We start from the raw sequence: 22,042 nt of genomic DNA, 5'->3' as shown, positions 1-22,042 counted from the left end.
GCGCCGGTCCGGGTAGGCTCCCCCGGTGCGTGGAATCCTTCTCGCTGGTGGCACCGGGTCGCGGCTGTGGCCGATCACCCGTGCGGTGTCCAAGCAGCTGATGCCGATCTTCGACAAGCCGATGGTCTACTACCCGTTGTCGACGCTGGTGATGTCCGGGGTGCGGGAGATCCTGGTGATCACCACTCCGGAGGACCAGAGCCAGTTCCAGCGGCTGCTCGGCGACGGCAGCCAGTGGGGGCTGCGGCTGGAGTACGTCGCCCAGCCCCGCCCGGAGGGCATCGCGCAGGCGTTCGTCCTCGGGGCGGACTTCATCGGCGACGACTCGGTGGCGCTGGTCCTGGGCGACAACATCTTCCACGGGGTCGGTCTGGGCCGGCAGTTGGCCGACAACGGCGACTTCGTCGGCGGGCGGGTCTTCGCCTACCAGGTGGCCAACCCGGAGGCGTACGGGGTGGTCGACTTCGACGCCGACGGGCGGGTGCTGTCGATCGAGGAGAAGCCGGCCCGGCCGAAGTCCCGCTACGCGGTGCCGGGCCTGTACTTCTACGACAACCGGGTGGTCGAGATCGCCGGCAAGCTCGCGCCGAGCGCCCGGGGCGAGTTGGAGATCACCGCGGTCAACGAGGCGTACCGGGTGACCGGGGAGCTGTCGGTGACCGTGCTGGACCGGGGTACCGCCTGGCTGGACACCGGCACCTTCGCCTCGATGATGCAGGCCGGCGAGTTCGTCCGGGTGATCGAGGAGCGGCAGGGCATGAAGATCGGCTGCGTCGAGGAGGTCTGCTGGCGGGCCGGCCTGATCGACGACGACCGGCTCCGTGCGTTGGCCGAGCCGCTGACCAAGAGCGGTTACGGTGACTACCTGCTCGGTCTGCTGGCCGACAAGCACGACGAGGCGGTGCTGCGCGCCGCGCAGCCGGGAACGGAGAGGGTGCGGTGAAGATTCGTCCGCTGAGCATCGAGGGCGCCTGGGAGGTCACCCCGCAGCAGCACGGTGACTCGCGGGGCCTGTTCATGGAGTGGTACCGGTGCGACCAGCTCGCCGAGGCGGTGGGCCACCCGCTGCGGCTGGCCCAGGCCAACCTGTCGATCTCCAGCCGGGGGGTGGTACGCGGCATCCACTTCGCCGACGTCCCGCCCGGCCAGGCCAAGTACATCACCTGCGTCCGTGGCGCGGTGCTCGACGTGGTGGTGGACCTGCGGACCGGCTCGCCGACCTTCGGCCGCTGGGAGGGCGTCCGGCTGGACGACACCGACCGGCGGGCGGTCTACCTGGCCGAGGGGTTGGGGCACGGCTTCTGCGCGCTGACCGACGACGCCACCCTGACCTACTTCTGCTCGACCACGTACAACCCGACCGGGGAGCACGCGGTGCACCCGCTCGACCCCGAGCTGGGCATCGAGTGGCCGGCCGAGACGCCGCAGTTGTCCGCCCGGGACGCGGCGGCGCCGACGTTCGCGCAGGCCCGCGCGGCGGGGCTGCTGCCGGACTACGCGTCCTGCCGGTCGTTCGTGGCCGGGCTGGGGCCGGACGGAATGTCGTACCCGGACGGGATTTGACCGACCGGACCACACGACCTGTGCTGTGACAGTGACGAACCGACCCTCCGGGCGGCTAGTGTCACATCATGGAGCGGCGAATCTTCGGCCTCGAGACCGAGTACGGCGTCACCTGTACCTATCGCGGGCAGCGCAGGCTGTCCCCTGACGAGGTCGCCCGGTATCTCTTTCGCCGGGTGGTGTCCTGGGGACGGTCGAGCAACGTGTTCCTGCGCAACGGGGCCCGGCTCTACCTGGATGTCGGGTCGCACCCGGAGTACGCCACTCCGGAGTGCGACTCGGTCACCGACCTGGTCGCCCACGACCGGGCCGGCGAGCGGATCCTGGAGGGCCTGCTCGTCGATGCGGAGAAGCGGCTGCACGACGAGGGCATCGCGGGTGAGATCTACCTGTTCAAGAACAACACCGACTCGGCCGGCAACTCGTACGGCTGCCACGAGAACTACCTGGTGTCCCGGCACGGTGAGTTCGGTCGGCTCGCCGACGTGCTCATCCCGTTCCTGGTCACCCGGCAGTTGATCTGCGGGGCGGGCAAGGTGTTGCAGACCCCGCGCGGGGCGGTGTACTGCCTGTCCCAGCGGGCCGAGCACATCTGGGAGGGCGTCTCCTCGGCGACCACCCGCAGCCGGCCGATCATCAACACCCGCGACGAGCCGCACGCCGACGCCGAACGCTACCGTCGGCTGCACGTCATCGTCGGCGACTCCAACATGAACGAGGTCACCACGCTGCTCAAGGTCGGCTCGGCCGACATCGTGCTGCGGATGATCGAGGCCGGGGTGGTGATGCGCGACCTGTCGCTGGAGAACCCGATCCGGGCCATCCGCGAGGTGTCGCACGACATCACCGGCCGGCGCAAGGTACGGCTCGCCTCCGGCAAGGAGGTCAGCGCGCTGGAGATCCAGCAGGAGTACCTGGCGCGGGCCACCGAGTTCGTCGAGCGCCGGGGCGGCGACCAGACCGCCAAGCGGGTGGTGGAGCTGTGGGGCCGGGTGCTCAGCGCGGTGGAGAACGGCAACCTGGACCCGGTGGCCCGGGAGATCGACTGGGTGAGCAAGCTCCGGCTGATCGAGCGTTACCAGCGCAAGCACGACCTGCCGCTGTCGCACCCCCGGGTCGCGCAGATGGACCTGGCCTATCACGACCTGCGCCGGGGCCGGGGCCTGTACGGGCTGCTGGAGCGGCGCGGCCAGGTCGACCGGGTGGCCACCGACCCGGAGATCTTCGAGGCCAAGGAGACCCCGCCGCAGACCACCCGGGCCCGGCTGCGCGGCGAGTTCATCCGGCACGCCCAGGAGAAGCGACGCGACTTCACCGTCGACTGGGTACACCTGAAGCTCAACGACCAGGCGCAACGCACCGTGCTCTGCAAGGACCCGTTCCGGGCGTACGACGAGCGGGTGGAGCGGTTGATCGCCAGCATGTGACCGGGTGGGGCCGGCGGGCGGAATCGGCCGCCGGCCCCACCGGTACGCTGGCGAGGCGATGAACAACTCCGAACCCGCCGACCGCGAGCACGGCGACGCCGAGCGGCTGAACTGGATCGAACGCCGCCGGGCCAAGATCCGGGACGAGATCGCCCGCAACCGCCGGGGCGAGTACACCGTGCCGACCTGGGTGCTGGCCGTGGCGCTGGTCGCCATCGTGGCCGGTTGGCTTGCGTTGATCTTCCTGGTCGGCTGAGTCTTCCCGGGGCGTCGGTGGCGCGGCGGGCACGCCCGGACCGGGTGGATCTGTTGTCGTTCGGGTCAGCCGGCCAGGACGGCGGCGTGCCGGCCGGCGGCTGCCGCCGCGAGGAAGTAGGCGTGGTCGGCGTCCAGGCCCCGGCCCATGGTGGACAGCTTCACCGGCAGGGCGCGCAGCGCGGCGTCCAGGCCGTCGGTGCCGACCCGGACCAGTGTGTGCCGCGCGGCCAGCGGGGCCAGCGCGGCGTCCACCTGCGCCGCCAGCTCCGCCGGCAGGCCGTCCGGCACCACCAGCTCCGCCGGGGCCAGGGCCACCCGGCCGTAGGCGGTGAGGCTGTGGTGCGACACGCCCCGGTGCCGGGGGCGGGCGTCGGCGTCGGAGATCCGTAGCGAACCGACCGGCCGCCCGCCGAGCACGGCCACCGCGTTGACCGCCTCGCCGACGGCCACCCCGGAGAAGCCCCACCGGGTGCCGGTGCCCAGGTTGCCGGGGCCCTGCGCGACGATCGCCACGTCCGCGCGGAGCACGTGCCGGGCGGCCAGCAGGCCGGTGTGCAGGGTGGCCGCCTCCAGGTCCCCGCCGAACGCCTGCCCGACGCTGACCGTGCCGACCAGCACGTCCCGCAGCCCGTAGAGGGTGCGGGAGAACCAGGCAGGCAGCGCGCCGCCATCGGTGAGCAGGTACGCCACCCGGGCCTGTGGGGCGTCGGCGTGGATGCCGGCGAGGATCGCCGGCAGGGCGGAGTGCAGGTCGGCGGTGACCACCGGCAGCCCGTCCAGGGTGTCGACGGCGGCGAGCAGCGCGTGGTGCGGTGACGCCTCCTCGTCGACGCCCAGCATGATCGGCTGTAGCGGGGTGTACCGGGCCTTGACCAGGTGACCGGCGTCCCGGGTGTCCCCGGCCCGCGGCGGGTCGGCGGGCAGCCGGTCGGGCAGGGCGACCACCAGGGCGTACCCGCCGGTGCCGAGGCCCATCAGCAGCGCTCCGGCGTTGAGCAGCACCTGGTCGCCGGGCGTCGGGTCGCCGACCAGCTCCGGGTAGGCCAGGGCGCGCATGGTGGCCCCGTCGGGCAGGGCGACGTCGAGCTCCACCGCGCCGGCCCACCGTCGCCGCACCGCCGTGACCGTTCCCGACCGCCATCGCACCATGCCCGGCACGCTATCGCCGGTCGACCGGGCTACCGCGTGCGGGTCCGCCGTCGCTCAGCTCCGCCCGTCCGCCTCCAGGTCGGGCGGTTCCTGGCCGGGCCGGGCGGCGGCCGTCGGGTCGGGCCGGTCCGGGATGATCCGGGCGTCGGTCACCGGGCCGGGCAGTTTCTGGGTACGTCGGGCGCGTCGCCCGGCCGTGCCGGGCAGCGATCGGGTGGGGTCGAGGAAGACGTACCCGATCTCCGGGTAGCGGTCGGTGAGCCGCCGCTCGGCCTCGTCGGCGGCGGTCTCGATGTCGGCCCCGGTCGCCTCGTCCCGGAAGTCGACCTTGGCAGCCACCAGGATGTCGTCCGGACCGAGCTGCATGGTCAGCAGGGTGTCGATCCGGTCCACCGTCGGCAGGCCGGCCAGTTCCCGTTCGATCTCGTGGTGCAGCCGTTCGGGCACCGCCCGGCCGACCAGCAGCGAGATGTTGCTCCTGGCCAGGACGGTGGCCACCACGAGCAGCAACAGGCCGATCAGGATCGAGGCGAGACCGTCCCACAGCTCGTCGCCGGTCCACTCGGACAGGCCCAGGCCGACGCCGGCGATGAGCAGGCCGATCAGGGCGGCGCTGTCCTCCAGGAACACCGCCTTGACGGTGGTGTCGGCGGTCAGCCGCAGGAACCGACGGGGGGAGGTCCGCCAGCGGCGGGACTCGCCGCGTACCTGGTGCACCACCCGGGCCAGCGACACCGACTCGATGACGAAGGAGACCGCCAGCACGACGTACGAGATCAGGTAGTTGCCGCTGTGCTGGTGGACCAGGATGGTGGTCACGCCGTGGGTGATCGCGAAGCCGGCCCCGGCCACGAAGGTGAACAGCGCGGCGAGGAACGCCCAGACGTAGCTCTCCTTGCCGTACCCGAAGGGGTGGCGGACGTCGGCGGGCCGGGCGCCCCGACGCAGCGCCAGGTAGAGCAGCACCTCGGTGGTGGTGTCGGCGACCGAGTGGGCCGCCTCGGAGAGCATCGCCGCCGAGCCGGAGACGACCCCGGCGATCAGTTTGGCCACCGCGATGGCCAGGTTGGCCGCACCTGCCACCACGACGGTGCCGACGCTCTCGGCCCTGACTTCGCCCTCCGCCATGCGGTCACCCTAGATCCGACCGGTCCGCCCTGCCCGCAGCGCCGGCGCGACCCGCCCACACGCCGGGGGCCGCGCGGGTGCACGGGTATCCTGCTCGGGCTGCTAGCGTTCACCCGTGTCGCGGAGCCGTACCGAACGCCTGGTCAACCTGGTGATCTGTCTGTTGTCCACCCGGCGGTTCCTGACCGCCGCGCAGATCGCCGCGACCGTGCCCGGCTACGAGCACGATCCGGACGACGACCGGGAACACGAGGCGTTCCAGCGCAAGTTCGAGCGGGACAAGGCGGAGCTGCGCGAGCTGGGGGTGCCGCTGGAGACCGGGACGGCCAGCGTCTTCGACGCCGAGCCGGGCTACCGGATCGCCCACCGGGAGTACGCGCTGCCCGACATTCCGCTCGAACCGGACGAGGCCGCCGCGGTGGGCATCGCCGCCCGGCTGTGGCAGCACGCCGGGCTGGCCGCCGCCGCCTCCTCCGGGCTGGCCAAGCTGCGCGCGGCGGGGGTGGACGTCGACCCGCAGGCGACCCTGGGGCTGGAGCCGATGGTCACCGTCGACCCGTCGTTCGCCCCGCTCACCGCCGCCGCCCGGGACCGCCGCGAGGTCACCTTCGACTACCGGGTGCCGGACCGGGACGCGCCGACCCGACGCCGGTTGCAGCCGTGGGGCGTGGTTTGCTGGCGGGGCCGCTGGTACGTCGTCGGCCACGACCGGGACCGCGTGGCGACCCGCTGTTTCCGGCTCTCCCGGGTGGTGGGCGCGGTCCGGGTGACCGGTGCGCCGGGCGCCTACGAGCCACCCGCCGGCCTCGACCTGATCAGCCATGTTGCCCGCTGGTCCGGGCCGGTCGAGCGGACCGGCCGGGCCACCGTGCTGGCCGCCGCCGGCCGGGCCGCCGGCCTGCGCCGGTGGGCCGTGCAGAGCGTGTCCGGCCCGGACGGCGACCACCTGGTGCTGCCGTACGCCGACCCGGAGTCGCTGGCCGGTCAGCTCGTCGGGTACGGGCCGGACGTCCGGGTCCTGGACCCACCCGAGGTACGCGACGCGGTGATCCAACGGCTCAAGGAGATCGCCGCCCGGCACGACGAGCTGGCCGTGGCCGGCGGTGTCCGATGACCCGCCCCGCCGCCCGCAGCGGCTCCCGCACCTCCGCCGACCGGCTCGCCCGGCTGCTGAACCTGGTGCCCTACCTGCTGGCCCGGCCGGGCATCGAGGTCGCCGAGGCCGCCGGCGACCTGGGCGTCACCGAACGGCAGCTGCGGGAGGACCTGGAGTTGCTGTGGGTCTGCGGGCTGCCCGGCTACGGCCCGGGTGACCTGATCGACATGGCCTTCGACGGCGATCGGGTGACCATCACCTACGACGCCGGCATCGACCGGCCGCTGCGGCTCACCCCGGACGAGGCGCTGGCGCTGGTGGTGGCGCTGCGGATGCTCGCCGAGACGCCGGGGGTGGCCAACCGGGAGGCCGTCGAACGCGCCCTGGCCAAGATCGAGAACGCGGCCGGTGACCTGGTCGGCGCCCCGGTGGCGGTCCGGCTGCCCGGCGAGGGCCGGCGGGTGCAGGAGCTGCGGGCCGCCGTGGAGCGTCGGCGGGCGCTGCGGATCACCTACTACACCGCCGCCCGGGACGAGAGCACCGAGCGCACCATCGACCCGCTGCGGATGCTGATGGTCGACGGTCGGGCGTACGTCGAGGCGTGGTGCCGCCGGGCCGAGGCGGTCCGGTTGTTCCGGGCCGACCGGATCGACGCGGTGGTCGAGCTGGACGAGCCGGCCGTGGTGCCGCCGCAGGCCCGACCGCACGACCTGCGTCAGGGGGTGTTCCGCCCGTCGCCGGACCTGCCGCTGATCACCCTGCGGATCGGCCGGGGGGAGCGGTGGATCACCGAGTACTACCCGTGCGAACAGGTCGAGGTCGACGGCGACCGGTGGGTGGTGTCGCTGCGGGTGACCGATCTCGGCTGGGCCCGCCGCTTCGTGCTCGGGCTGGGCCCGGACGTCACCGTGGTCGCCCCGGTCGAGCTGGCCGCCCAGGTGCGCGCCCAGGCCACCGCGGCCCTGGAGGCGTACGCCACCCCGGTGGCCTCGGCCGGCCCGGCAGGCGCGGTGACCTCCCGGTAGGCTGACCGCCGTGGTGAAGTGGATCGTTCTCGCGGTGCTGCTGTTCGCGCTGGTCGTGTTGGCCCTGGCGGTGCGTCCGGTGCTGGTGCGGCTGCCCCGGTTGCGCCGCGCGGCGGTGGGCCTGCAGGCGCGCGAGGCCGACGCGGAGGCGTTGCGGCGCAGTGCCGAGGCGTTGCAGGAGCGGGCCGAGGCGCTCCAACGGCGGGGTGAGACGACCCAGCAGCGACTGGAACTGATCAAGGCCAAGCGCGGGAAGTGATCGACACCGGTCGGTTGACCGCGCATTCGCTGCGCATCCGGGGTCCGTTTCGGCAGCTCTGCACCCGTCCAGGTGGTTGACGGGACACTCGGCGGTGGTCAAGACTTCACCGGCCGGGCCGCATCAGCGGTGGCCCGGCGGGTGGCAGCAGCCCGTCACGCACGTACGATGGGCTGCGACACACCCTTCGACACAGAGCGACTGGAGCTTCCCATGGGTGCCCTCAAGCCGTGGCACATCGCCGTACTCGTGGTCGTGCTGATCCTGCTCTTCGGCGCGAAGCGGCTCCCCGACGCGGCCCGCTCGCTCGGCCGTTCGCTGCGGATCATCAAGGCGGAGACCAAGAGCCTGGCCGACGACGACCGCGACCTGGCCGAGAAGGCCGACGCGCAGGCCGGTTACCAGCCGCTGCCGCCCCAGCAGCAGCACGTGCAGCAGCAGCCGTACGCGCCGCAGCCCCAGCAGCAGTACGCCCCGCAGCAGTCGCCGCAGCAGCCGGTCGACCCGGTGCAGCGCGTCCGCGACAACTGACCGAAGGGCCCGATCACCGTGGCCTTCGCGCTCCGTAAGCGCGGCCCCAGCACCTTCGAACGGGCCGCCGACGGTTCCATGACCCTGATGGAACATGTCCGCGAACTGCGGAACCGACTGTTCCGCGCCTCGCTGGCGATCCTGATCGGCTTCGGCTTCGGTATCTGGCTGGCGACGCCGGTCCGGGAACTGCTCTCGAAGCCTTACTGCGACCTGCCTCAGGCGAGGGACCCGGAGACCGGGCTGTGCAAGTTCGTCCAGCTCGGCGTTGCCGATGTCTTCCTGCTCAATCTGAAGATCGGCCTCTGGGTCGGGTTGATCATTGCGGCACCGGTCTGGCTCTACCAGCTCTGGGCGTTCATCGCGCCGGGTCTGCACCGGCACGAGCGGCGATACGCGTACATCTTCACCACGCTCGCCGCGCCGCTGTTCGCCGCTGGCGCGGTGCTGGCCTTCTTCGTCACGACCAAGGGCCTGGAGTTCCTGCTCGACCTCTCCGGTGGCGACATCTCCACCACGCTGGAGGTCACCCGCTACATCTCGTTCGTCACCAACCTGATCCTGTTGTTCGGGGTGGCGTTCGAGTTCCCGCTGCTGGTGCTGATGCTCAACTTCGTCGGGCTGGCCAGCGCGAAGAAGCTGCTGAGCTGGTGGCGGGTGGCGGTCTTCGTGTTCTTCGCCTTCTCGGCCGTGGTGACGCCCACCCCCGACCCGTTCGGGATGACCGCGCTGGCGATCTGCCTCTCGGCGCTCTACTTCGCCGCGGTCGGGGTGGCGTTCATCAACGACCGGCGCAAGGATCGGCGCAAGGAGTCCTTTGCGGGGTTGAGTGACGACGAGGTGTCGCCGCTGGAGCTGGACGACGATCCGGTGGTCGCCACCCCGGAGCTGGAGCTGTCCGGCCCGGTGGGTGCCTCCGAGCCGGTCGCCCCGCCCAAGCCGATCGACCGCCGTTACGACGACATGACCTGACCGAGCCGGACCCGCACCACCCGACGCCGCTCCCGCCCTGCCGGGAGCGGCGTCGTCCGTGCCGCCCCGTCGGAGGCGTTCAGAGCACCTGGGACAGGAAGCGGCGTAGCCGGGGGTGCTGCGGGGCCTCGAAGAGCGCCGCCGGCTTGCCGGCCTCCAGCACCACGCCGTGGTCCATGAACGCGACGGTGTCGGCGACCGAGCGGGCGAAGCCCATCTCGTGGGTGACCACCACCATCGTCATGCCGCCGGCGGACAGCTCGGCCATCACCGCGAGCACGCCCTTGACCAGTTCCGGGTCGAGCGCCGAGGTGGCCTCGTCGAAGAGCATCACCTGCGGTCGCAGGGCCAGCGCGCGGGCGATGGCGACCCGCTGCTGCTGCCCGCCGGACAGGTGCGCGGGCCGGGAGTCGGCCTTGGCGGCGAGACCGACCAGCGCCAACTGCTCCCGGGCCAGCTGGACCGCCTCGTCCTCGGGCAGCTTCCTGAGCTTGCGCAGCGCCAGCGTGATGTTGCGCAGCACGGTCATGTGCGGGAAGAGGTTGAACTGCTGGAAGACCATGCCGACCCGTTGGCGCAGGGCGTCCGGGTCGTCGCGTAGCACGCTGCGCCCGTCGAGCAGGACGTCACCGGCGTCCGGCTCGATCAGCCGGTTGACGGTGCGCAGCAGGGTGGACTTGCCGGAGCCGGACGGGCCGATGACGCAGGCCGTGGCGCCCCGGGCGACGTCCAGGTCGACGCCGCGCAGCACCCGGTTCGCCCCGAAGGCCAGGTGCACGTCGCGGACGCTGAGGCTGACCGAGGTGGTGGTCGCGGTGCTGGCCGTCATCGGGGGTCCTCCCGGGTGGAGCGTGGTTGCGGAAGGGCGGTCTCGCCGGCCGGGGCCAGCCCGCCGTCGTCGTCGGGGTCGACGGTGACCGTCCGGCCCTGGCGGAGTCGGCGGTCGATCCAGTTGACCGCGTGGGTCAGCGGCACGGTCAGCACCAGGTAGCACAGGCCGGCCAGCAAAAGCGCGGACTGGTTGCCGGTGTTCGCCGCGTAGTCCTGGCCGATCCGGAACAGTTCCCGTTGGCTGGCCAGCAGGCCCAGGAAGTAGACCAGGCTGGAGTCCTTGATCAGGGCGATGAGCTGGTTCACCCAGGCCGGCAGCACCCGGCGTACGCCCTGCGGGACGATGACCAGGCGCATCGCCTCGCCCCAGGAGAAGCCGAGCGCGCGGGCCCCCTCCAGCTGCGCCGCCTCCACGCTCTGGATGCCGGAGCGGAAGATCTCCCCGATGTACGCGGCGGCGATCAGCGACAGCGCCAGGATGCCCAGCGGGTACGGGTTGGGCCCCCAGACCTGCATGCCGAGCGGGGCCAGGCCGACGCCGATCAGCAGGATGGTGGCTGCGGCCGGCAGGCCCCGGAAGATGTCGGTGTAGACCCGGGCCGGCCAGCGCAGCCACCGGGTACGGGAGATGCCGGCCACGGCCAGCAGCATGCCGAGCACCGAGCCGAGCAGGGCGGCGGAGACCGCCAGGATCAGCGTGTTGGGCAACCCGACGGTGAGCATCTCGGGCAGCGCCTCGCGCATGGAGTCCCAGTCGAAGAAGGTCTCCCACAGGGTGCCCAACGGATCCATCGGATTCTCCTACCGCCCCGCTCGCTGGTGTGGTCGTACCGTCAGGAAGTGGCCGACGCGGACGGCGTCGCCGCGCCCGGGGCGGTGACCGTGCCACTGCCCGGCGTGAAGTCGGCCGGGATCGGCCGGCCCGGGTAGTACTGCTGCTGGAGCCGGGTCCAGGTGCCGTCGGCGATGACCTCGTCGAGGCCCTTGTTCAGCGCCTCGCGCAGCGTGTCGTTGCCCTTGGCGAAGGCGTACGCGGTGGGGGCCGGGCTCAGTTCCTTGGCCGACACGGTGATCTTTCCGCCGCTGTCGGCTGCCGACTTCTCGCCGATCTCGGCGGGGGCGATCCAGGCGTCGGCGGTGCCGGCCTTGAGCTGGTTGATCGCCCCGTTGTAGTCCGGCACCCGCACCGGGTCGAGGTTCTTGCCGGTGGCGTAGTCGTCCTGCACGGTGCCCTGCACGACCACCACCCGCTTGCCGGCGAGCTGGTCGAAGCCGGCGAGCGGGGAGCCGGCCGGCACGTCCAGCCCGAAGTAGCCGAAGTCGTAACCGTTGCCGAAGTCCACCGTCTTCCTGCGGGCCTCGGTGATGGTGATCGAGGAGCTGCCGATGTCGAACTTGCGGTTGTTGACCTGGGAGAGCAGCGCCGAGAAGTCGGTGCCGACGAACTCGACCCTCAGCCCCACCTTGGCGGCGGCGGCGACCAGCAGGTCGTTGTCGAAACCGGTGAACGTGCCGTCCTTGAGGTAGACGTTCGGCGGGGCGTCGGTGAGCGTGCCGGCGCGCAGCACGCCCGGCTGGAGCAGGCCGTACGGGTTGTCCGCCGGCTCGGCGGAGTCGCCGCCGCAGGCGGTCAGTCCGGTGGCGGCGAGCAGGGCGGCGACGCCGAGCGCGGCGACCTTGGTCAGCTGAGGCGTGGGCAGGGCAGGAAGGAATCGCACAGGGGTCTCCGGGGTTGATCGGGCGGCGACGGGCGTGGGTCGCCGACGGCATGCCCACCGGGCACACCGCTGAGGTGGTACGGGGAAAGGGGTCGACTACCGGGGGCGACAGGAGTCGCCGTGGACCCGCATCAGGTCGACGTGTCGCCGTTTGACCAGCCGGACGCCGGCCGTCCGCACGCCGGGCCGGTCGGCCGGGGCGGTGCCGTCGGCGGGCGGGGCGGTTGGTGGGGCGGACATGGGTTCTCCTCGGTCGGTGTGTTGACCTGGGAAACCAGGCCACGCTTGCACCGGTGGTCCACCGGTGCCTGGTCCTCACCCGGAGCACCCCACCGTGGCGGAGGGTTGCCGGCCAGCGAGCCGGGGCTTGACGCTGGCGCTCATGACCTGTCCGAAGGCTAGCAGCAGCAGCGGGGCGGTCGTCCACCCGTTATGACGGCCCTCACGTCCGCCCCTTACCGGCGGGAGGGTCGGGTGGACGGCGTGGCGGTGGTGGGCGAGCGGCGCGGCACGTCGGCGTCGTAGCGGACCCGGGCCGCTTCCACCTCGGTGAGGTGGGTGGTGGCCCAGGACTCCAGGCCGGAGACCAGGTCGAGCAGGCTGCGGCCCAGGTCGGTGAGGGCGTAGTCGACCCGGGGCGGCACGCTGGCGTGCACCGTCCGGGTGACCAGGCCGTCACGTTCCAGTCCACGCAGCGTCTGGGTGAGCATCTTCTGGCTGATCCCGTCGATGTGTTCGGCCAGTTCGCCGTAGCGTCGACCGCCGTCGGCGAGGGTCAGCACGACCAGCACGCTCCACCGGTCACCGATCCGGTCGATGACCTGCCGGCTACCGCAGTTGCGGTGGAACGGGTTGGGCTTCACCTGTTCACTCTCCTTCAGTGCGTCACAAACTTGAAGGTGCCTACTCTCTGACGGGAAGTATTGCGGAACGCCTGCGTGTTGGCCAGTACGACAGCAACACCCACCCGAAGGAGCACCCCATGTCCGTCGTAGTCACCGGGGCCACCGGCCACCTCGGCCGCCTGATCGTCGAGTCCCTGCTGCGCCGGGGCGTACCCGCCGCGCAGATCGTGGCGGTGGGACGGGACGTGAGCCGGCTCACCGACCTCGCCGAGCGGGGCGTCGAGGTCCGGGCGGCCGACTACACCGACCCCGACTCGGTGCGGACCGCCCTTGCCGACGCCGAGAAGCTGATGTTCGTCTCCGGCAGCGAGGTCGGCCAGCGGGCAGCCCAGCACCGCAACGTGATCACCGCCGCCCGCCAGGCCGGCGTCGGCCTGGTCGTCTACACCAGCATCGCCCACGCCGACACCTCCGACCTGCTGCTGGCCGCCGAGCACCGGGTCACCGAGGAGGAGCTGCACGCCTCCGGCCTGCCGTACGTGCTGCTGCGCAACAGCTGGTACCTGGAGAACTACACCGGCCAGCTGCCCGGCTACCTGGCCCACGGGATCGCCGGATCGGCCGGCGACGGCCGGGTCAGCGCCGCCACCCGGGCCGACTACGCCGAGGCCGCCGCCGAGGTGCTCACCACCGACGGACACACCGGCCGGGTCTACGAACTGGGCGGCGAGGCGTTCACCCTGACCGAGCTGGCCGCCGAGGTGTCCCACCAGAGTGGACACGACGTCCGCTACACCGACCTGCCGGTGCCGGCGTACACCGAACTGCTCGTCTCGGCCGGGCTGCCCGAGGCGTACGCCGCCACCCTGGCCGACGCCGACCGGGGCCTCGCCCAGGGCGCGCTGTACGTGCCCGTCGACGACCTGGAGACGTTGCTCGGTCGCCGGCCCACCAGTCTCGCCGAGGCGATCCGCGCCGCCCGCTGAGCCCGACCCCGCCCGCCCCGGGGCGTCGGGCGGGACGGGATAACCGGTGGAGCGCCACCGGCGTCGGCCCGACAATGCTCGGCATGGACCAACGGACGCTGGTACGGGTCAGCAAACGGATCTCCCTGGCCCTGCGCCACCAGCCCGCCCGGTTCGGTCTCACTCCCGACCCGGGTGGCTGGGTACGCGTCGCCGATCTGCTGGCGGCCGTCTGGATCGACCGGGCCGAACTCGACGCCGTGGTCACCGGCAACGACAAACAGCGCTTCGCGGTGGTGCGGGACGCCGACGGGGTCGAGCGGATCCGGGCCAGCCAGGGCCACTCGTACCCGGTCGACCTGGGGCTGACCGCCGAGCCGCCGCCGGTGCGGCTCTACCACGGCACCACCGCCGCCGCGCTCGACTCGATCCGGGCCACCGGGCTGCGCCGGGGGCGGCACCACGTACACCTGTCGTCGGACGTCGCGACGGCGCGGCGGGTCGGTGGCCGCCGGGGCGGCGCGGTGGTGGTGCTGACCGTCGACGCGGCGGCGATGGACCGCGACGGCCACGACTTCTATCGCAGCGCCAACGGGGTGTGGCTCACCGACGCGGTGCCGGCGGCCTACCTGACCGAGCGTGCCGGTCCGCCCGCGCCGACTCGCAACGGACACCACCGCAGCGCCCACTCCCGGGTGGTGTCCGGACCGGACACCGGGGGATGATGACGGCCCACGACGACAGGGGAGCGGACGGATGACGGTGGAGATTCCCCGCGAGGGGCGGGTGTTGTTCATCGGCGACAGCATCACCGACGCCGGGCGGGACCGGGCCGACGAGACCGACCTGGGGGTGGGCTGGGCGATGATGGCCGCCGCCTGGTTCACGGGACGACACCCGGGCCACCGGGCGGTGTTCCGCAACCGGGGCATCGGCGGCGACCGGGTACGGGACCTGCGGGCCCGGTGGGAGGACGACTGCCTGGCGCTGGCCCCGCAGGTCGTGTCCGTGCTGATCGGGATCAACGACACCTGGCGGCGCTACAGCAGCGGCGAGGTCACCACGGTCGAGGAGTTCACGACCGACTACCGCCACCTGCTGACCGCCACCCGGGACGCGCTGCCCGACGTCCGGCTGGTGCTGATGGAACCGTTCCTCCTCCCGGTCGACGACCTCCAGCGGCGCTGGCGGGACGATCTGGACCCGAAGGTCGACGTGGTACGCAAGCTGGCCGCCGAGTTCGACGCGACGCTGGTCGCCGTGGACGCGCTGTTCCGCTCCACCGGCGTCGACGACCGGGTGTGGACCGACGACGGGGTGCACCTGACCCCGTTCGGCCACGCGGTGCTGGCCCAGCAGTGGTTGGCGGCGGTCACCCCGACCACCTGATCCCGTACCGACCCGGCGGGCCGGCGGCGTTGCCACGAGCCGGGGCGATCCTCTACGGTCGGTGCAGCGGTTGGCGGTGCGGTCCGTTCCCAGCCACCACCGCCGAGTGGCCCCGTGGCGGGCCGGGGCCGGTGGGGTTCCCGGAGCGCCCCGCCGGTGGCCGACGGCGGTCCCGTGTGTCCTCCTGCCCTCGCCGGTCCGCGCCCCTCGGCGCGTTCCGGTCGGTACGGTGGGGACACGCCGAGCCGCCCGGGAGATCCCGTGTTCCTCACGCCCCACGAGCAGGACCGCCTGCTCGTCCACGTCGCCGCGGACGTCGCCCGCCGACGACGCGAGCGCGGACTGCGCCTCAACTATCCCGAAGCCGTCGCCCTGATCACCGCCTTCCTGTTGGAGGGGGCCCGCGACGGCCGGTCGGTCACCGACCTGATGGCCGCCGGCCGGACGGTGCTCAGCCGCGACGACGTGCTCGACGGAATCCCCGAGATGTTGGGGGAGGTGCAGGTGGAGGCGACGTTCCCGGACGGCACCAAGTTGGTGACGGTGCACCACCCGATCCCGTGATCCCCGGGGAGATCCTGCCCGGCGACGGCCCGGTGGAGATCAACGTGGGCCGCCCGGTGACCACCCTGCTGGTGGTCAACACCGCCGACCGGCCGATCCAGGTCGGCTCGCACTACCACTTCGCCGAGACCAATCCGGGCCTGCGGTTCGACCGTTCCGCCGCGTACGGCCAGCGGCTCGCCGTGCCCGCCGGAACGTCCGTACGGTTCGAGCCGGGGGTCAGCCGCACCGTCGACCTGGTGCCGCTCGGCGGGGCCAGGATCGTGCCGGGGCTGCGCGGCGAGGTCGCCGGCCCGCTCGACCGGGAGCCCGCTCCGTCCGATCGTGTGCCCGGCCCGCTCGACGGGGAGGAGAACCGGTGAGCGCCGTGGACCGGCGTCGCTACGCCGACCTGTACGGCCCGACCACCGGGGATCGGATCCGGCTGGCCGACACCGACCTGCTGATCGAGGTGGAGGTCGACCACTGCGTCGGCGGGGACGAGGCGGTCTTCGGCGGCGGCAAGGTGATCCGCGAGTCGATGGGCCAGTCCCGGGCCACCCGCGCCGAGGGCGCCCTGGACACGGTGATCACCGGTGCGGTGGTGCTGGACCACTGGGGGGTGGTGAAGGCCGACGTCGGGCTGCGCGACGGGCGGATCGTGGCGCTGGGCCGGGCCGGCAACCCGGACACCATGCCCGGCGTCCACCCGGACCTGGTGATCGGCCCGTCGACCGAGGTGATCGCGGGCAACGGCCGGATCCTCACCGCCGGGGCGGTGGACACCCACGTGCACTTCATCTGCCCGCAGCTCGTCACCGAGGCGCTGACCTCGGGCATCACCACCCTGGTCGGCGGGGGCACCGGCCCGGCCGAGGGCACCCGGGCCACCACGGTCACCCCGAACGCCTGGCACCTGGCCCGGATGCACGAGGCGCTGGACGCCTTCCCGGTGAACGTGCTGCTGCTGGGCAAGGGCAACACGGTCGCCACCGAGGCGCTGTGGGAGCAGTTGCGGGCCGGCGCGGGCGGGTTCAAGCTGCACGAGGACTGGGGGACCACCCCGGCGGTGATCGACGCCTGCCTGCGGGTGGCCGACGCGTCCGGGGTGCAGGTCTCCATCCACACCGACACCCTCAACGAGGCCGGCTTCGTGGCCGACACGCTGCGCGCGATCGGTGGCCGGGCGATCCACTCGTACCACACCGAGGGAGCGGGGGGTGGGCACGCGCCGGACATCATCACGGTGGCGGGGGAGCCGAACGTGCTGCCGTCGTCGACGAACCCGACCCGCCCGTACACCCGCAACACCCTCGCCGAGCACCTCGACATGCTGATGGTCTGCCACCACCTCAACCCGTCGGTGCCGGAGGACCTGGCGTTCGCGGAGAGCCGGATCAGGCCGTCCACGATGGCCGCCGAGGATCTGCTGCACGACCTGGGCGCGATCTCCATCATCGGCTCCGACTCGCAGGCGATGGGCCGGATCGGTGAGGTGATCACCCGGACCTGGCAGAGCGCCCACGTGATGAAGCGGCGGGTGGGCGCGTTGCCCGGCGACGGCCCGGCCGACAACCACCGGGCCCGCCGCTACGTGGCGAAATACACCATCTGTGCGGCGATGGCCAACGGCCTGGAACGGGAGATCGGCTCGGTGGAACCGGGCAAGCTCGCCGACCTGGTGCTCTGGGAGCCGGCGTTCTTCGGCGTCCGGCCGCACCTGGTGATCAAGGGCGGGATGATCGCGTACGCGCAGATGGGTGACGCGAACGCGTCCATCCCCACCCCGCAGCCGATGCTGCCGAGGCCGATGTTCGGCGCGTACGGCGTGGTGCCGGCCGCGACCAGCGTGGCGTTCGTGGCGCCGGCCGCGCTGGAGGCGGGCCTGCGGCTCGACGTGCGTCGCACGCTGGTCCCGGTGGCCGACGTGCGGTCCCGGGGCAAGGCGGACCTACCGGAGAACGGCGCGCTGCCGCGCATCGAGGTCGACCCGGACACCTTCACCGTCCGGATCGACGGGGTGGTGGTCGAGCCGGAGCCGGTGTCCGAGCTGCCCATGGCCCAGCGGTACCACCTGTTCTGATGAGCCCGTCGAGCATGGTGCTGCTGCTGTCCGACGGCAGGTTCCCCGCCGGGGCGCACGCCCACTCCGGCGGGTTGGAGGCCGCGGTGGCGGCCGGACTGGTCACCGACCCGGCCACCCTGCGGGAGTTCCTGCGGGGCCGGTTGGCCACCGGCGGGCTGGTCGCCGCCGCGTTCGCGGTGGCGGCGCACCGGGCCGCCGGGGAGGCCGACCGCCGGTCGACACTGGCCCGGCTGGACGCCGAGCTGGACGCCCGTACCGCCGCACCGGCGCTGCGGGCGGTGTCCCGCCGGCAGGGCCGGGCCCTGCTGCGGGCCGGGCGGGAACTCTGGCCCGCCGGTGGGTTCGACGCCCTGCCCGCCGGCCCGCACGGGCCGCACCAACCGCTGGTGCTCGGCCTGGTCGCCGCCGCCGCCGGCCTGGACCCGGTCGCGGTGGCCACCATTGCCGCGTACGGGTCGATGACCGGCCCGGCCAGCGCGGCGGTGCGCCTGCTCGGCCTCGACCCCTACCGGGTGCACGCGGTGCTGGCGGCGCTGGCCGCCGACTGCGACGCCACGGCGGTACGGGCGGTCACCGCCGCCGCCGACCCACCCGAGCGGTTGCCGGCGCCGGCCGCCCCGCTCACCGACATCCATGCCGAAGTCCACGCCACCTGGGAGGTGCGTCTCTTTGCGTCCTGATTCCATACCGCAGACCCCGCACGCGCAGACCCCGCACGACGAGACCGTTCCGCACAGCCATCCCGAGCCGGGGGTCGATCCGCACGCCCCGCTGCCGTCGACCGCCCGTCCGCTGCGGGTGGGCATCGGCGGGCCGGTCGGGTCGGGCAAGACCGCCCTGGTCGCGGCGCTGTGCCGGGCCTTCGCCGGTGAGCTGCGCCTGGGCGTGGTCACCAACGACATCTACACCACCGAGGACGCCGACTTCCTGCGCCGGGCCGGGGTGCTCGACCCGGCGCGGATCCGGGCGGTGGAGACCGGCTGCTGCCCGCACACCGCGATCCGCGACGATATCGGCGCGAACCTCGATGCCATCGACGAGCTGGTCGACGGCGTCGGGCCGCTGGACCTGGTGCTGGTGGAGAGCGGCGGGGACAACCTGACCGCCACGTTCAGCCGGGGGCTGGTCGACCGGCAGATCTTCGTGGTCGACGTCGCCGGTGGTGACAAGGTGCCGCGCAAGGGTGGCCCCGGCGTGACCGCCGCCGACCTGCTGGTCATCAACAAGACCGACCTGGCGTCGATGGTCGGCGCCGACCTGGCGGTGATGGACCGGGACGCCCGCGCCCGGCGCGGTGACCTGCCGACGCTGTTCCTGTCCATCGTGGCCGACCCGGTGGCCGCCGGGGTGGCCGACTGGGTCCGCCACGAGCTGGCCCATCACCGCGGCCAGCTGGTCGTCGGCTGATGCGCGCGGTCGCCCGGCTGGTGGCGACGGTCGACGGCCGGGGCGGCACCGTGCTGCGCGAGCTGCGCGGCGAGTCGCCGCTGCTGCTGCGCCAGGCCGCCGCCGAGGGCGGTGTGGTCACGGTGTACGTCGTCGGCGGGGCGGCCGGCCCGCTGGCCGGTGACGACCTGCGGTTGACCGTCGAGGTGGGGCCGGGGGCGGCGGTGCGGGTGCGGACCGTCGCCGCCTCGGTGGCCCTGCCCGGCCGGGCAGGGGCGGTTTCCCGGATGCGGGTGGACGCGCTGGTGCATGCCGCCGGCAGCCTGCACTGGCTGCCGGAGCAGTTGGTCGCGGCGGCCGGCTGCGACCATGTCGCCGAGTCCCGGGTGGAGCTGGCCGAGGGGGCCCGGCTGAGCTGGCGCGAGGAGCTGGTCTGCGGCCGGTACGGCGAACCCGCCGGCAACGTCGTGGTGGCCACCTCGGTCGACTACGCCGGTCGGCCGCTGCTGCGGCAGTCCCTGGCGGTCGGCCCGGCGGCGCCCGGCTGGGCCGGTCCGGCGGTGCTGGGCGGGGCGACGGCGACCGGTTCGCTGCTGGTGGTCGACCCGGAGCCCTCACCCGGACCGGTGCTGCCGGACGCCACCGGCGGCGACGTCCGGGGCCGGGTCCGCCAAGCCCGGACCCGTTCCGGCGAGGTCGTCGCCTGGCTGCCGTTGGCCGGCGGCCCGGCGACCCTGCTCACCGCCACCGCCGCCGACGCGCACACCCTGCGCACCCTGCTCGACAGCCCTGCCGAGGGCCTGCGCACGCTGTCCCCAGCCCCAGCCCCAGCCCCAGCCCCAGCCCCAGCCCCAGCCCCAGCCATCGCCCCAGCCACCGCCCCAGCCACCGCCACGGAGACTGCGGCGACCGTCGCCACCGTGGGCCCGCAGCACGCCGTGGGCCGCCACTGAGGTGCGGTCCGGGTCGCCTGCTCAGCCGGCCCGGACCGGGTGCCGGTGCGGGGCGAGCCGGGCGACCAGGTCGACGAGCTGACCGGTCAGCGACGCGTCGTCGATGATGCCGGCCAGCTCGGCCCGGACGAGGGCGTCGACGCGGTCCTGTTCGCGGCGGCCCCGGGGGGTGAGGTAGGCCCGGATGCGTCGCCGGTCGAACGGGTCGATCCGGCGGTGGACCAGGTTCTGGTCGACGAGCTGGTCGACGAGCTTCGTCAGGGTGCCCGGGGGCAGCGACTCCTCGGTGGAGACTTCGCTCATCGGGTGCCCCTGCCCGTCGGCGAGGCGGCACAGCACGCGCCACGCCTCGACGGTGAGCCCCTCGGTGGCGAGCACCGCGCCGACCCGCCGGGCGAGCAGCCGTTCGGCGCGGGTGAGCGCGCGCATCAGGTCGACGGGCGTGGTGGGAACGTCGGCCATGTCTCTCCCCGTTCGGTGGGTTGCCATGTTACCGAAGCGTCCCGGTTCGCGGTCGGGTCTGGTGGCCCGCCAGGGTTGCCGGCAATCATGTCAGCATGTCCGTGCCGGTGCCGCGTCCCCGCGGTGCGCCGGAGCCGTTGCCCCGGCCGGGCGGCACGGCCGCCGCAGCGTCCTGGCTGACCGTCGACCGGTCGGTGGTCAGCGTCGCGCTGGTCTTCCCGATGCGGGGGCCGGCCGGCATGTTCGGCCCCACCTGTGAGCTGTGCGCCCAGTTGGCGGTGGAGGAGGTCAACCGGGCTGGCGGGGTGCTCGGCCGGGAACTGCGGCTGGTGCCGGTCGACGGCGGGGCGCCACCGGCGGAGGTGGCCGCCGAGGTGGAGGCGCTGGTGTCGACCGGCGCGGTGCAGGGGGTGACCGGCTGGCACATCTCCTCGGTCCGGCATGCGGTGGCACCCCGGATCGCGCACCGGGTGCCGTACGTCTACACCGCCCTGTACGAGGGCGGGGAGCGTACCGAGGGGGTCTTCCTGACCAGCGAGACGCCCGACGCCCAGCTCTGGCCGGCGATGCGCCTGCTCGCCCGGGAGCAGGGCGTACGCCGCTGGTTCGTGGTGGGCAACGACTACGTCTGGCCGCGTCGGACCGCGTGGGCCGCCCAGCGGTACGCCCGCGACAGCGGGGCGCGGGTGTGTGGGCGGGCGTTCCTGCCGTTGGGCACCGAGGACTTCGGTCCGGTGCTGCGGGAGGTCGAACGCGCCGAGGCCGACGGGGTGCTGATGCTGCTGGTCGGCGCTGACGCGGTCCGGTTCAACCGGGCCTTCGGCCGGTCCGCGCTGGACCAGCGGTGCCTGCGGCTGAGCACCCTGATGGACGAGAACATGTTGCTGGCCAGCGGGGTGGGCGGCACCCGCCGGTTGTTCAGCACGGCCGGGTTCTTCGCCGGCCTGGTCACCCGGGAGAACCTGGACTTCCACGGCGCGTTCGCCCGCCGGTTCGGGGTGGACGCGCCGCCCCTGGGCAGCCTGGGGGAGTCCTGCTACGAGGGCGTGATGCTGCTCGCCGCCCTGATCACCCGGGCCCGCACCCTGGACGTACGGGCGATCGGCGCGGCGGCGGACGCCGTCACCTACCACGGCCCCCGGGGCGAGCTGCACCTGCGCCACCGCCACGTCCGTCAGCGCATCTACCTCGCCGAGGCCGACGGTCTCGACTTCACCGTCCTATCCGAACTCTGACCCACCCCCTCGCGCCGCCCACCCCTCCCGCCCCGGTGATCAAGAGGTTTCTGTCATCCGGCGGTCGTCCGGTGACAGAAACCTCTTGATCACCGTCGAGATCGGGGGGTGGGGGAGGTGGGCGGGTGGTTGACAGGGGGGTGGGTGGGGGTTCTAGGATGCTTCCTGCGTGAAGTATCCGCCATTCCCGCCATTGTTGGTGGCGATTTCGGGCGGCTGAC

The 22,042-nt window shown here is 73.1% G+C and carries 27 protein-coding genes and 1 riboswitch; of the genes, 19 read left to right on the top strand and 8 right to left on the bottom strand.

Annotated features, from left to right (window positions below; all coding sequences use genetic code 11):
* The first annotated feature begins 25 nt into the window (after positions 1 to 25).
* The 4 genes from rfbA to ACIG87_RS01525 all read left to right on the top strand — a co-directional run bounded on the left by rfbA (position 26) and on the right by ACIG87_RS01525 (position 3,246).
* A complete protein-coding gene (gene rfbA, locus ACIG87_RS01540) occupies positions 26 to 943 on the top strand; it encodes a glucose-1-phosphate thymidylyltransferase RfbA (protein WP_396847109.1) in 918 nt (305 codons plus the stop codon).
* The gene (rfbC, locus tag ACIG87_RS01535; protein ID WP_396847108.1) at positions 940 to 1,563 is read left to right on the top strand and encodes a dTDP-4-dehydrorhamnose 3,5-epimerase; all 624 of its coding nucleotides are present in this window, start codon (positions 940 to 942) and stop codon (positions 1,561 to 1,563) included. Before rfbA ends, rfbC begins: the two co-directional genes overlap by 4 nt.
* Positions 1,564 to 1,631: 68 nt before the next feature.
* Positions 1,632 to 2,990, top strand: coding sequence for a Pup--protein ligase (gene pafA, locus ACIG87_RS01530; RefSeq protein WP_396847107.1), 1,359 nt, complete (start codon positions 1,632 to 1,634; stop codon positions 2,988 to 2,990).
* A gap of 58 nt (positions 2,991 to 3,048) precedes the next feature.
* Complete coding sequence (locus tag ACIG87_RS01525) at positions 3,049 to 3,246, top strand: hypothetical protein (RefSeq protein WP_396847105.1); 198 nt, start codon at positions 3,049 to 3,051, stop codon at positions 3,244 to 3,246.
* A gap of 65 nt (positions 3,247 to 3,311) precedes the next feature.
* On the opposite strand, the gene ACIG87_RS01520 is transcribed toward ACIG87_RS01525, so the two are convergent.
* Positions 3,312 to 4,397 carry a DUF3866 family protein gene (locus ACIG87_RS01520; RefSeq protein ID WP_396847103.1) on the bottom strand — a complete coding sequence of 362 codons (1,086 nt, stop codon included), beginning with the start codon at positions 4,395 to 4,397 and terminating at the stop codon, positions 3,312 to 3,314.
* Between the two features lie 54 nt (positions 4,398 to 4,451).
* Positions 4,452 to 5,525 carry a cation diffusion facilitator family transporter gene (locus ACIG87_RS01515; RefSeq protein ID WP_396847101.1) on the bottom strand — a complete coding sequence of 358 codons (1,074 nt, stop codon included), beginning with the start codon at positions 5,523 to 5,525 and terminating at the stop codon, positions 4,452 to 4,454.
* Between the two features lie 115 nt (positions 5,526 to 5,640).
* On the opposite strand from ACIG87_RS01515, the gene ACIG87_RS01510 reads away from it, so the two are divergent.
* The 5 genes from ACIG87_RS01510 (at position 5,641) to tatC (ending at position 9,408) form a co-directional block, all read left to right on the top strand.
* Positions 5,641 to 6,639 carry a helix-turn-helix transcriptional regulator gene (locus tag ACIG87_RS01510; RefSeq protein WP_396847100.1) on the top strand — a complete coding sequence of 333 codons (999 nt, stop codon included), beginning with the start codon at positions 5,641 to 5,643 and terminating at the stop codon, positions 6,637 to 6,639.
* A complete protein-coding gene (locus ACIG87_RS01505) occupies positions 6,636 to 7,646 on the top strand; it encodes a helix-turn-helix transcriptional regulator (protein ID WP_396847098.1) in 1,011 nt (336 codons plus the stop codon). The genes ACIG87_RS01510 and ACIG87_RS01505 overlap by 4 nt, the downstream gene beginning before the upstream one ends.
* Positions 7,647 to 7,656: 10 nt before the next feature.
* Positions 7,657 to 7,905 (top strand): hypothetical protein, encoded by a 249-nt coding sequence (locus ACIG87_RS01500; protein ID WP_396847096.1) that lies wholly within the window; start codon positions 7,657 to 7,659, stop codon positions 7,903 to 7,905.
* Between the two features lie 213 nt (positions 7,906 to 8,118).
* The gene (tatA, locus tag ACIG87_RS01495) at positions 8,119 to 8,436 is read left to right on the top strand and encodes a Sec-independent protein translocase subunit TatA (protein ID WP_396847094.1); all 318 of its coding nucleotides are present in this window, start codon (positions 8,119 to 8,121) and stop codon (positions 8,434 to 8,436) included.
* A gap of 18 nt (positions 8,437 to 8,454) precedes the next feature.
* Complete coding sequence (gene tatC, locus ACIG87_RS01490) at positions 8,455 to 9,408, top strand: twin-arginine translocase subunit TatC (RefSeq protein WP_396847093.1); 954 nt, start codon at positions 8,455 to 8,457, stop codon at positions 9,406 to 9,408.
* A gap of 79 nt (positions 9,409 to 9,487) precedes the next feature.
* Here tatC and ACIG87_RS01485 read toward each other — a convergent pair whose 3' ends face one another.
* The 5 genes from ACIG87_RS01485 to ACIG87_RS01465 form a co-directional block, all read right to left on the bottom strand.
* Positions 9,488 to 10,237: an amino acid ABC transporter ATP-binding protein gene (locus ACIG87_RS01485; protein ID WP_396847091.1), complete on the bottom strand. Its 750-nt coding sequence runs from the start codon at positions 10,235 to 10,237 to the stop codon at positions 9,488 to 9,490.
* The gene (locus tag ACIG87_RS01480; RefSeq protein ID WP_396847089.1) at positions 10,234 to 11,031 is read right to left on the bottom strand and encodes an amino acid ABC transporter permease; all 798 of its coding nucleotides are present in this window, start codon (positions 11,029 to 11,031) and stop codon (positions 10,234 to 10,236) included. Before ACIG87_RS01480 ends, ACIG87_RS01485 begins: the two co-directional genes overlap by 4 nt.
* 41 nt (positions 11,032 to 11,072) lie before the next feature.
* On the bottom strand, positions 11,073 to 11,957 hold the full coding sequence (locus tag ACIG87_RS01475; protein ID WP_396847088.1) for an ABC transporter substrate-binding protein: 885 nt from the start codon (positions 11,955 to 11,957) through the stop codon (positions 11,073 to 11,075).
* Positions 11,958 to 12,053: 96 nt separating this feature from the next.
* Positions 12,054 to 12,197 carry a hypothetical protein gene (locus ACIG87_RS01470; RefSeq protein ID WP_396847086.1) on the bottom strand — a complete coding sequence of 48 codons (144 nt, stop codon included), beginning with the start codon at positions 12,195 to 12,197 and terminating at the stop codon, positions 12,054 to 12,056.
* Positions 12,198 to 12,233: 36 nt separating this feature from the next.
* Positions 12,234 to 12,345, bottom strand: a riboswitch (SAM riboswitch).
* 67 nt (positions 12,346 to 12,412) lie between these two features.
* Positions 12,413 to 12,820 carry a winged helix-turn-helix transcriptional regulator gene (locus ACIG87_RS01465; protein ID WP_396847084.1) on the bottom strand — a complete coding sequence of 136 codons (408 nt, stop codon included), beginning with the start codon at positions 12,818 to 12,820 and terminating at the stop codon, positions 12,413 to 12,415.
* A 119-nt stretch (positions 12,821 to 12,939) separates the two neighbouring features.
* Here ACIG87_RS01465 and ACIG87_RS01460 point away from each other — a divergent pair, with 119 nt between their 5' ends.
* The 9 genes from ACIG87_RS01460 (at position 12,940) to ACIG87_RS01420 (ending at position 20,124) form a co-directional block, all read left to right on the top strand.
* Positions 12,940 to 13,788 (top strand): SDR family oxidoreductase, encoded by an 849-nt coding sequence (locus tag ACIG87_RS01460; RefSeq protein WP_396847082.1) that lies wholly within the window; start codon positions 12,940 to 12,942, stop codon positions 13,786 to 13,788.
* Between the two features lie 83 nt (positions 13,789 to 13,871).
* The gene (locus ACIG87_RS01455) at positions 13,872 to 14,492 is read left to right on the top strand and encodes an RNA 2'-phosphotransferase (protein ID WP_396847081.1); all 621 of its coding nucleotides are present in this window, start codon (positions 13,872 to 13,874) and stop codon (positions 14,490 to 14,492) included.
* A 31-nt stretch (positions 14,493 to 14,523) separates the two neighbouring features.
* Positions 14,524 to 15,156 (top strand): SGNH/GDSL hydrolase family protein, encoded by a 633-nt coding sequence (locus ACIG87_RS01450; RefSeq protein ID WP_396847079.1) that lies wholly within the window; start codon positions 14,524 to 14,526, stop codon positions 15,154 to 15,156.
* A 261-nt stretch (positions 15,157 to 15,417) separates the two neighbouring features.
* Positions 15,418 to 15,720 carry an urease subunit gamma gene (locus ACIG87_RS01445; protein WP_396847077.1) on the top strand — a complete coding sequence of 101 codons (303 nt, stop codon included), beginning with the start codon at positions 15,418 to 15,420 and terminating at the stop codon, positions 15,718 to 15,720.
* Positions 15,717 to 16,082: an urease subunit beta gene (locus tag ACIG87_RS01440; RefSeq protein ID WP_396847075.1), complete on the top strand. Its 366-nt coding sequence runs from the start codon at positions 15,717 to 15,719 to the stop codon at positions 16,080 to 16,082. The genes ACIG87_RS01445 and ACIG87_RS01440 overlap by 4 nt, the downstream gene beginning before the upstream one ends.
* Positions 16,079 to 17,782, top strand: a complete 1,704-nt coding sequence (locus ACIG87_RS01435; protein ID WP_396847073.1) for an urease subunit alpha — start codon at positions 16,079 to 16,081, stop codon at positions 17,780 to 17,782. The genes ACIG87_RS01440 and ACIG87_RS01435 overlap by 4 nt, the downstream gene beginning before the upstream one ends.
* Positions 17,782 to 18,465: an urease accessory protein UreF gene (locus ACIG87_RS01430; protein WP_396847071.1), complete on the top strand. Its 684-nt coding sequence runs from the start codon at positions 17,782 to 17,784 to the stop codon at positions 18,463 to 18,465. The genes ACIG87_RS01435 and ACIG87_RS01430 overlap by 1 nt, the downstream gene beginning before the upstream one ends.
* A complete protein-coding gene (gene ureG, locus ACIG87_RS01425; protein WP_396847070.1) occupies positions 18,455 to 19,192 on the top strand; it encodes an urease accessory protein UreG in 738 nt (245 codons plus the stop codon). The genes ACIG87_RS01430 and ureG overlap by 11 nt, the downstream gene beginning before the upstream one ends.
* Positions 19,192 to 20,124, top strand: coding sequence for an urease accessory protein UreD (locus tag ACIG87_RS01420; RefSeq protein WP_396847068.1), 933 nt, complete (start codon positions 19,192 to 19,194; stop codon positions 20,122 to 20,124). The genes ureG and ACIG87_RS01420 overlap by 1 nt, the downstream gene beginning before the upstream one ends.
* A 21-nt stretch (positions 20,125 to 20,145) precedes the next feature.
* Here ACIG87_RS01420 and ACIG87_RS01415 read toward each other — a convergent pair whose 3' ends face one another.
* The gene (locus ACIG87_RS01415; RefSeq protein ID WP_396847067.1) at positions 20,146 to 20,586 is read right to left on the bottom strand and encodes a MarR family winged helix-turn-helix transcriptional regulator; all 441 of its coding nucleotides are present in this window, start codon (positions 20,584 to 20,586) and stop codon (positions 20,146 to 20,148) included.
* A gap of 95 nt (positions 20,587 to 20,681) precedes the next feature.
* Here ACIG87_RS01415 and ACIG87_RS01410 point away from each other — a divergent pair, with 95 nt between their 5' ends.
* Positions 20,682 to 21,821 carry a substrate-binding domain-containing protein gene (locus ACIG87_RS01410; protein WP_396847065.1) on the top strand — a complete coding sequence of 380 codons (1,140 nt, stop codon included), beginning with the start codon at positions 20,682 to 20,684 and terminating at the stop codon, positions 21,819 to 21,821.
* The last annotated feature ends 221 nt before the right edge of the window (positions 21,822 to 22,042 follow it).

This window comes from Micromonospora sp. NPDC051925 (assembly GCF_044548625.1).
GTDB lineage: Bacteria > Actinomycetota > Actinomycetes > Mycobacteriales > Micromonosporaceae > Micromonospora.
This window is presented reverse-complemented; position numbering and strand designations above follow the sequence as displayed.

Bases quoted from the DNA above. Each gene is read 5' to 3' on its own strand.
- pafA (WP_396847107.1), top strand. From the start codon at position 1,632: ATGGAGCGGCGAATCTTCGGCCTCGAGACCGAGTACGGCGTCACCTGT.
- ACIG87_RS01525 (WP_396847105.1), top strand. From the start codon at position 3,049: ATGAACAACTCCGAACCCGCCGACCGCGAGCACGGCGACGCCGAGCGG.
- ACIG87_RS01520 (WP_396847103.1), bottom strand. From the start codon at position 4,397: ATGGTGCGATGGCGGTCGGGAACGGTCACGGCGGTGCGGCGACGGTGG.
- ACIG87_RS01515 (WP_396847101.1), bottom strand. From the start codon at position 5,525: ATGGCGGAGGGCGAAGTCAGGGCCGAGAGCGTCGGCACCGTCGTGGTG.
- ACIG87_RS01505 (WP_396847098.1), top strand. From the start codon at position 6,636: ATGACCCGCCCCGCCGCCCGCAGCGGCTCCCGCACCTCCGCCGACCGG.
- tatA (WP_396847094.1), top strand. From the start codon at position 8,119: ATGGGTGCCCTCAAGCCGTGGCACATCGCCGTACTCGTGGTCGTGCTG.
- ACIG87_RS01485 (WP_396847091.1), bottom strand. From the start codon at position 10,237: ATGACGGCCAGCACCGCGACCACCACCTCGGTCAGCCTCAGCGTCCGC.
- ACIG87_RS01480 (WP_396847089.1), bottom strand. From the start codon at position 11,031: ATGGATCCGTTGGGCACCCTGTGGGAGACCTTCTTCGACTGGGACTCC.
- ACIG87_RS01470 (WP_396847086.1), bottom strand. From the start codon at position 12,197: ATGTCCGCCCCACCAACCGCCCCGCCCGCCGACGGCACCGCCCCGGCC.
- ACIG87_RS01460 (WP_396847082.1), top strand. From the start codon at position 12,940: ATGTCCGTCGTAGTCACCGGGGCCACCGGCCACCTCGGCCGCCTGATC.
- ACIG87_RS01455 (WP_396847081.1), top strand. From the start codon at position 13,872: ATGGACCAACGGACGCTGGTACGGGTCAGCAAACGGATCTCCCTGGCC.
- ACIG87_RS01450 (WP_396847079.1), top strand. From the start codon at position 14,524: ATGACGGTGGAGATTCCCCGCGAGGGGCGGGTGTTGTTCATCGGCGAC.
- ACIG87_RS01430 (WP_396847071.1), top strand. From the start codon at position 17,782: ATGAGCCCGTCGAGCATGGTGCTGCTGCTGTCCGACGGCAGGTTCCCC.
- ACIG87_RS01420 (WP_396847068.1), top strand. From the start codon at position 19,192: ATGCGCGCGGTCGCCCGGCTGGTGGCGACGGTCGACGGCCGGGGCGGC.
- ACIG87_RS01415 (WP_396847067.1), bottom strand. From the start codon at position 20,586: ATGGCCGACGTTCCCACCACGCCCGTCGACCTGATGCGCGCGCTCACC.
- ACIG87_RS01410 (WP_396847065.1), top strand. From the start codon at position 20,682: ATGTCCGTGCCGGTGCCGCGTCCCCGCGGTGCGCCGGAGCCGTTGCCC.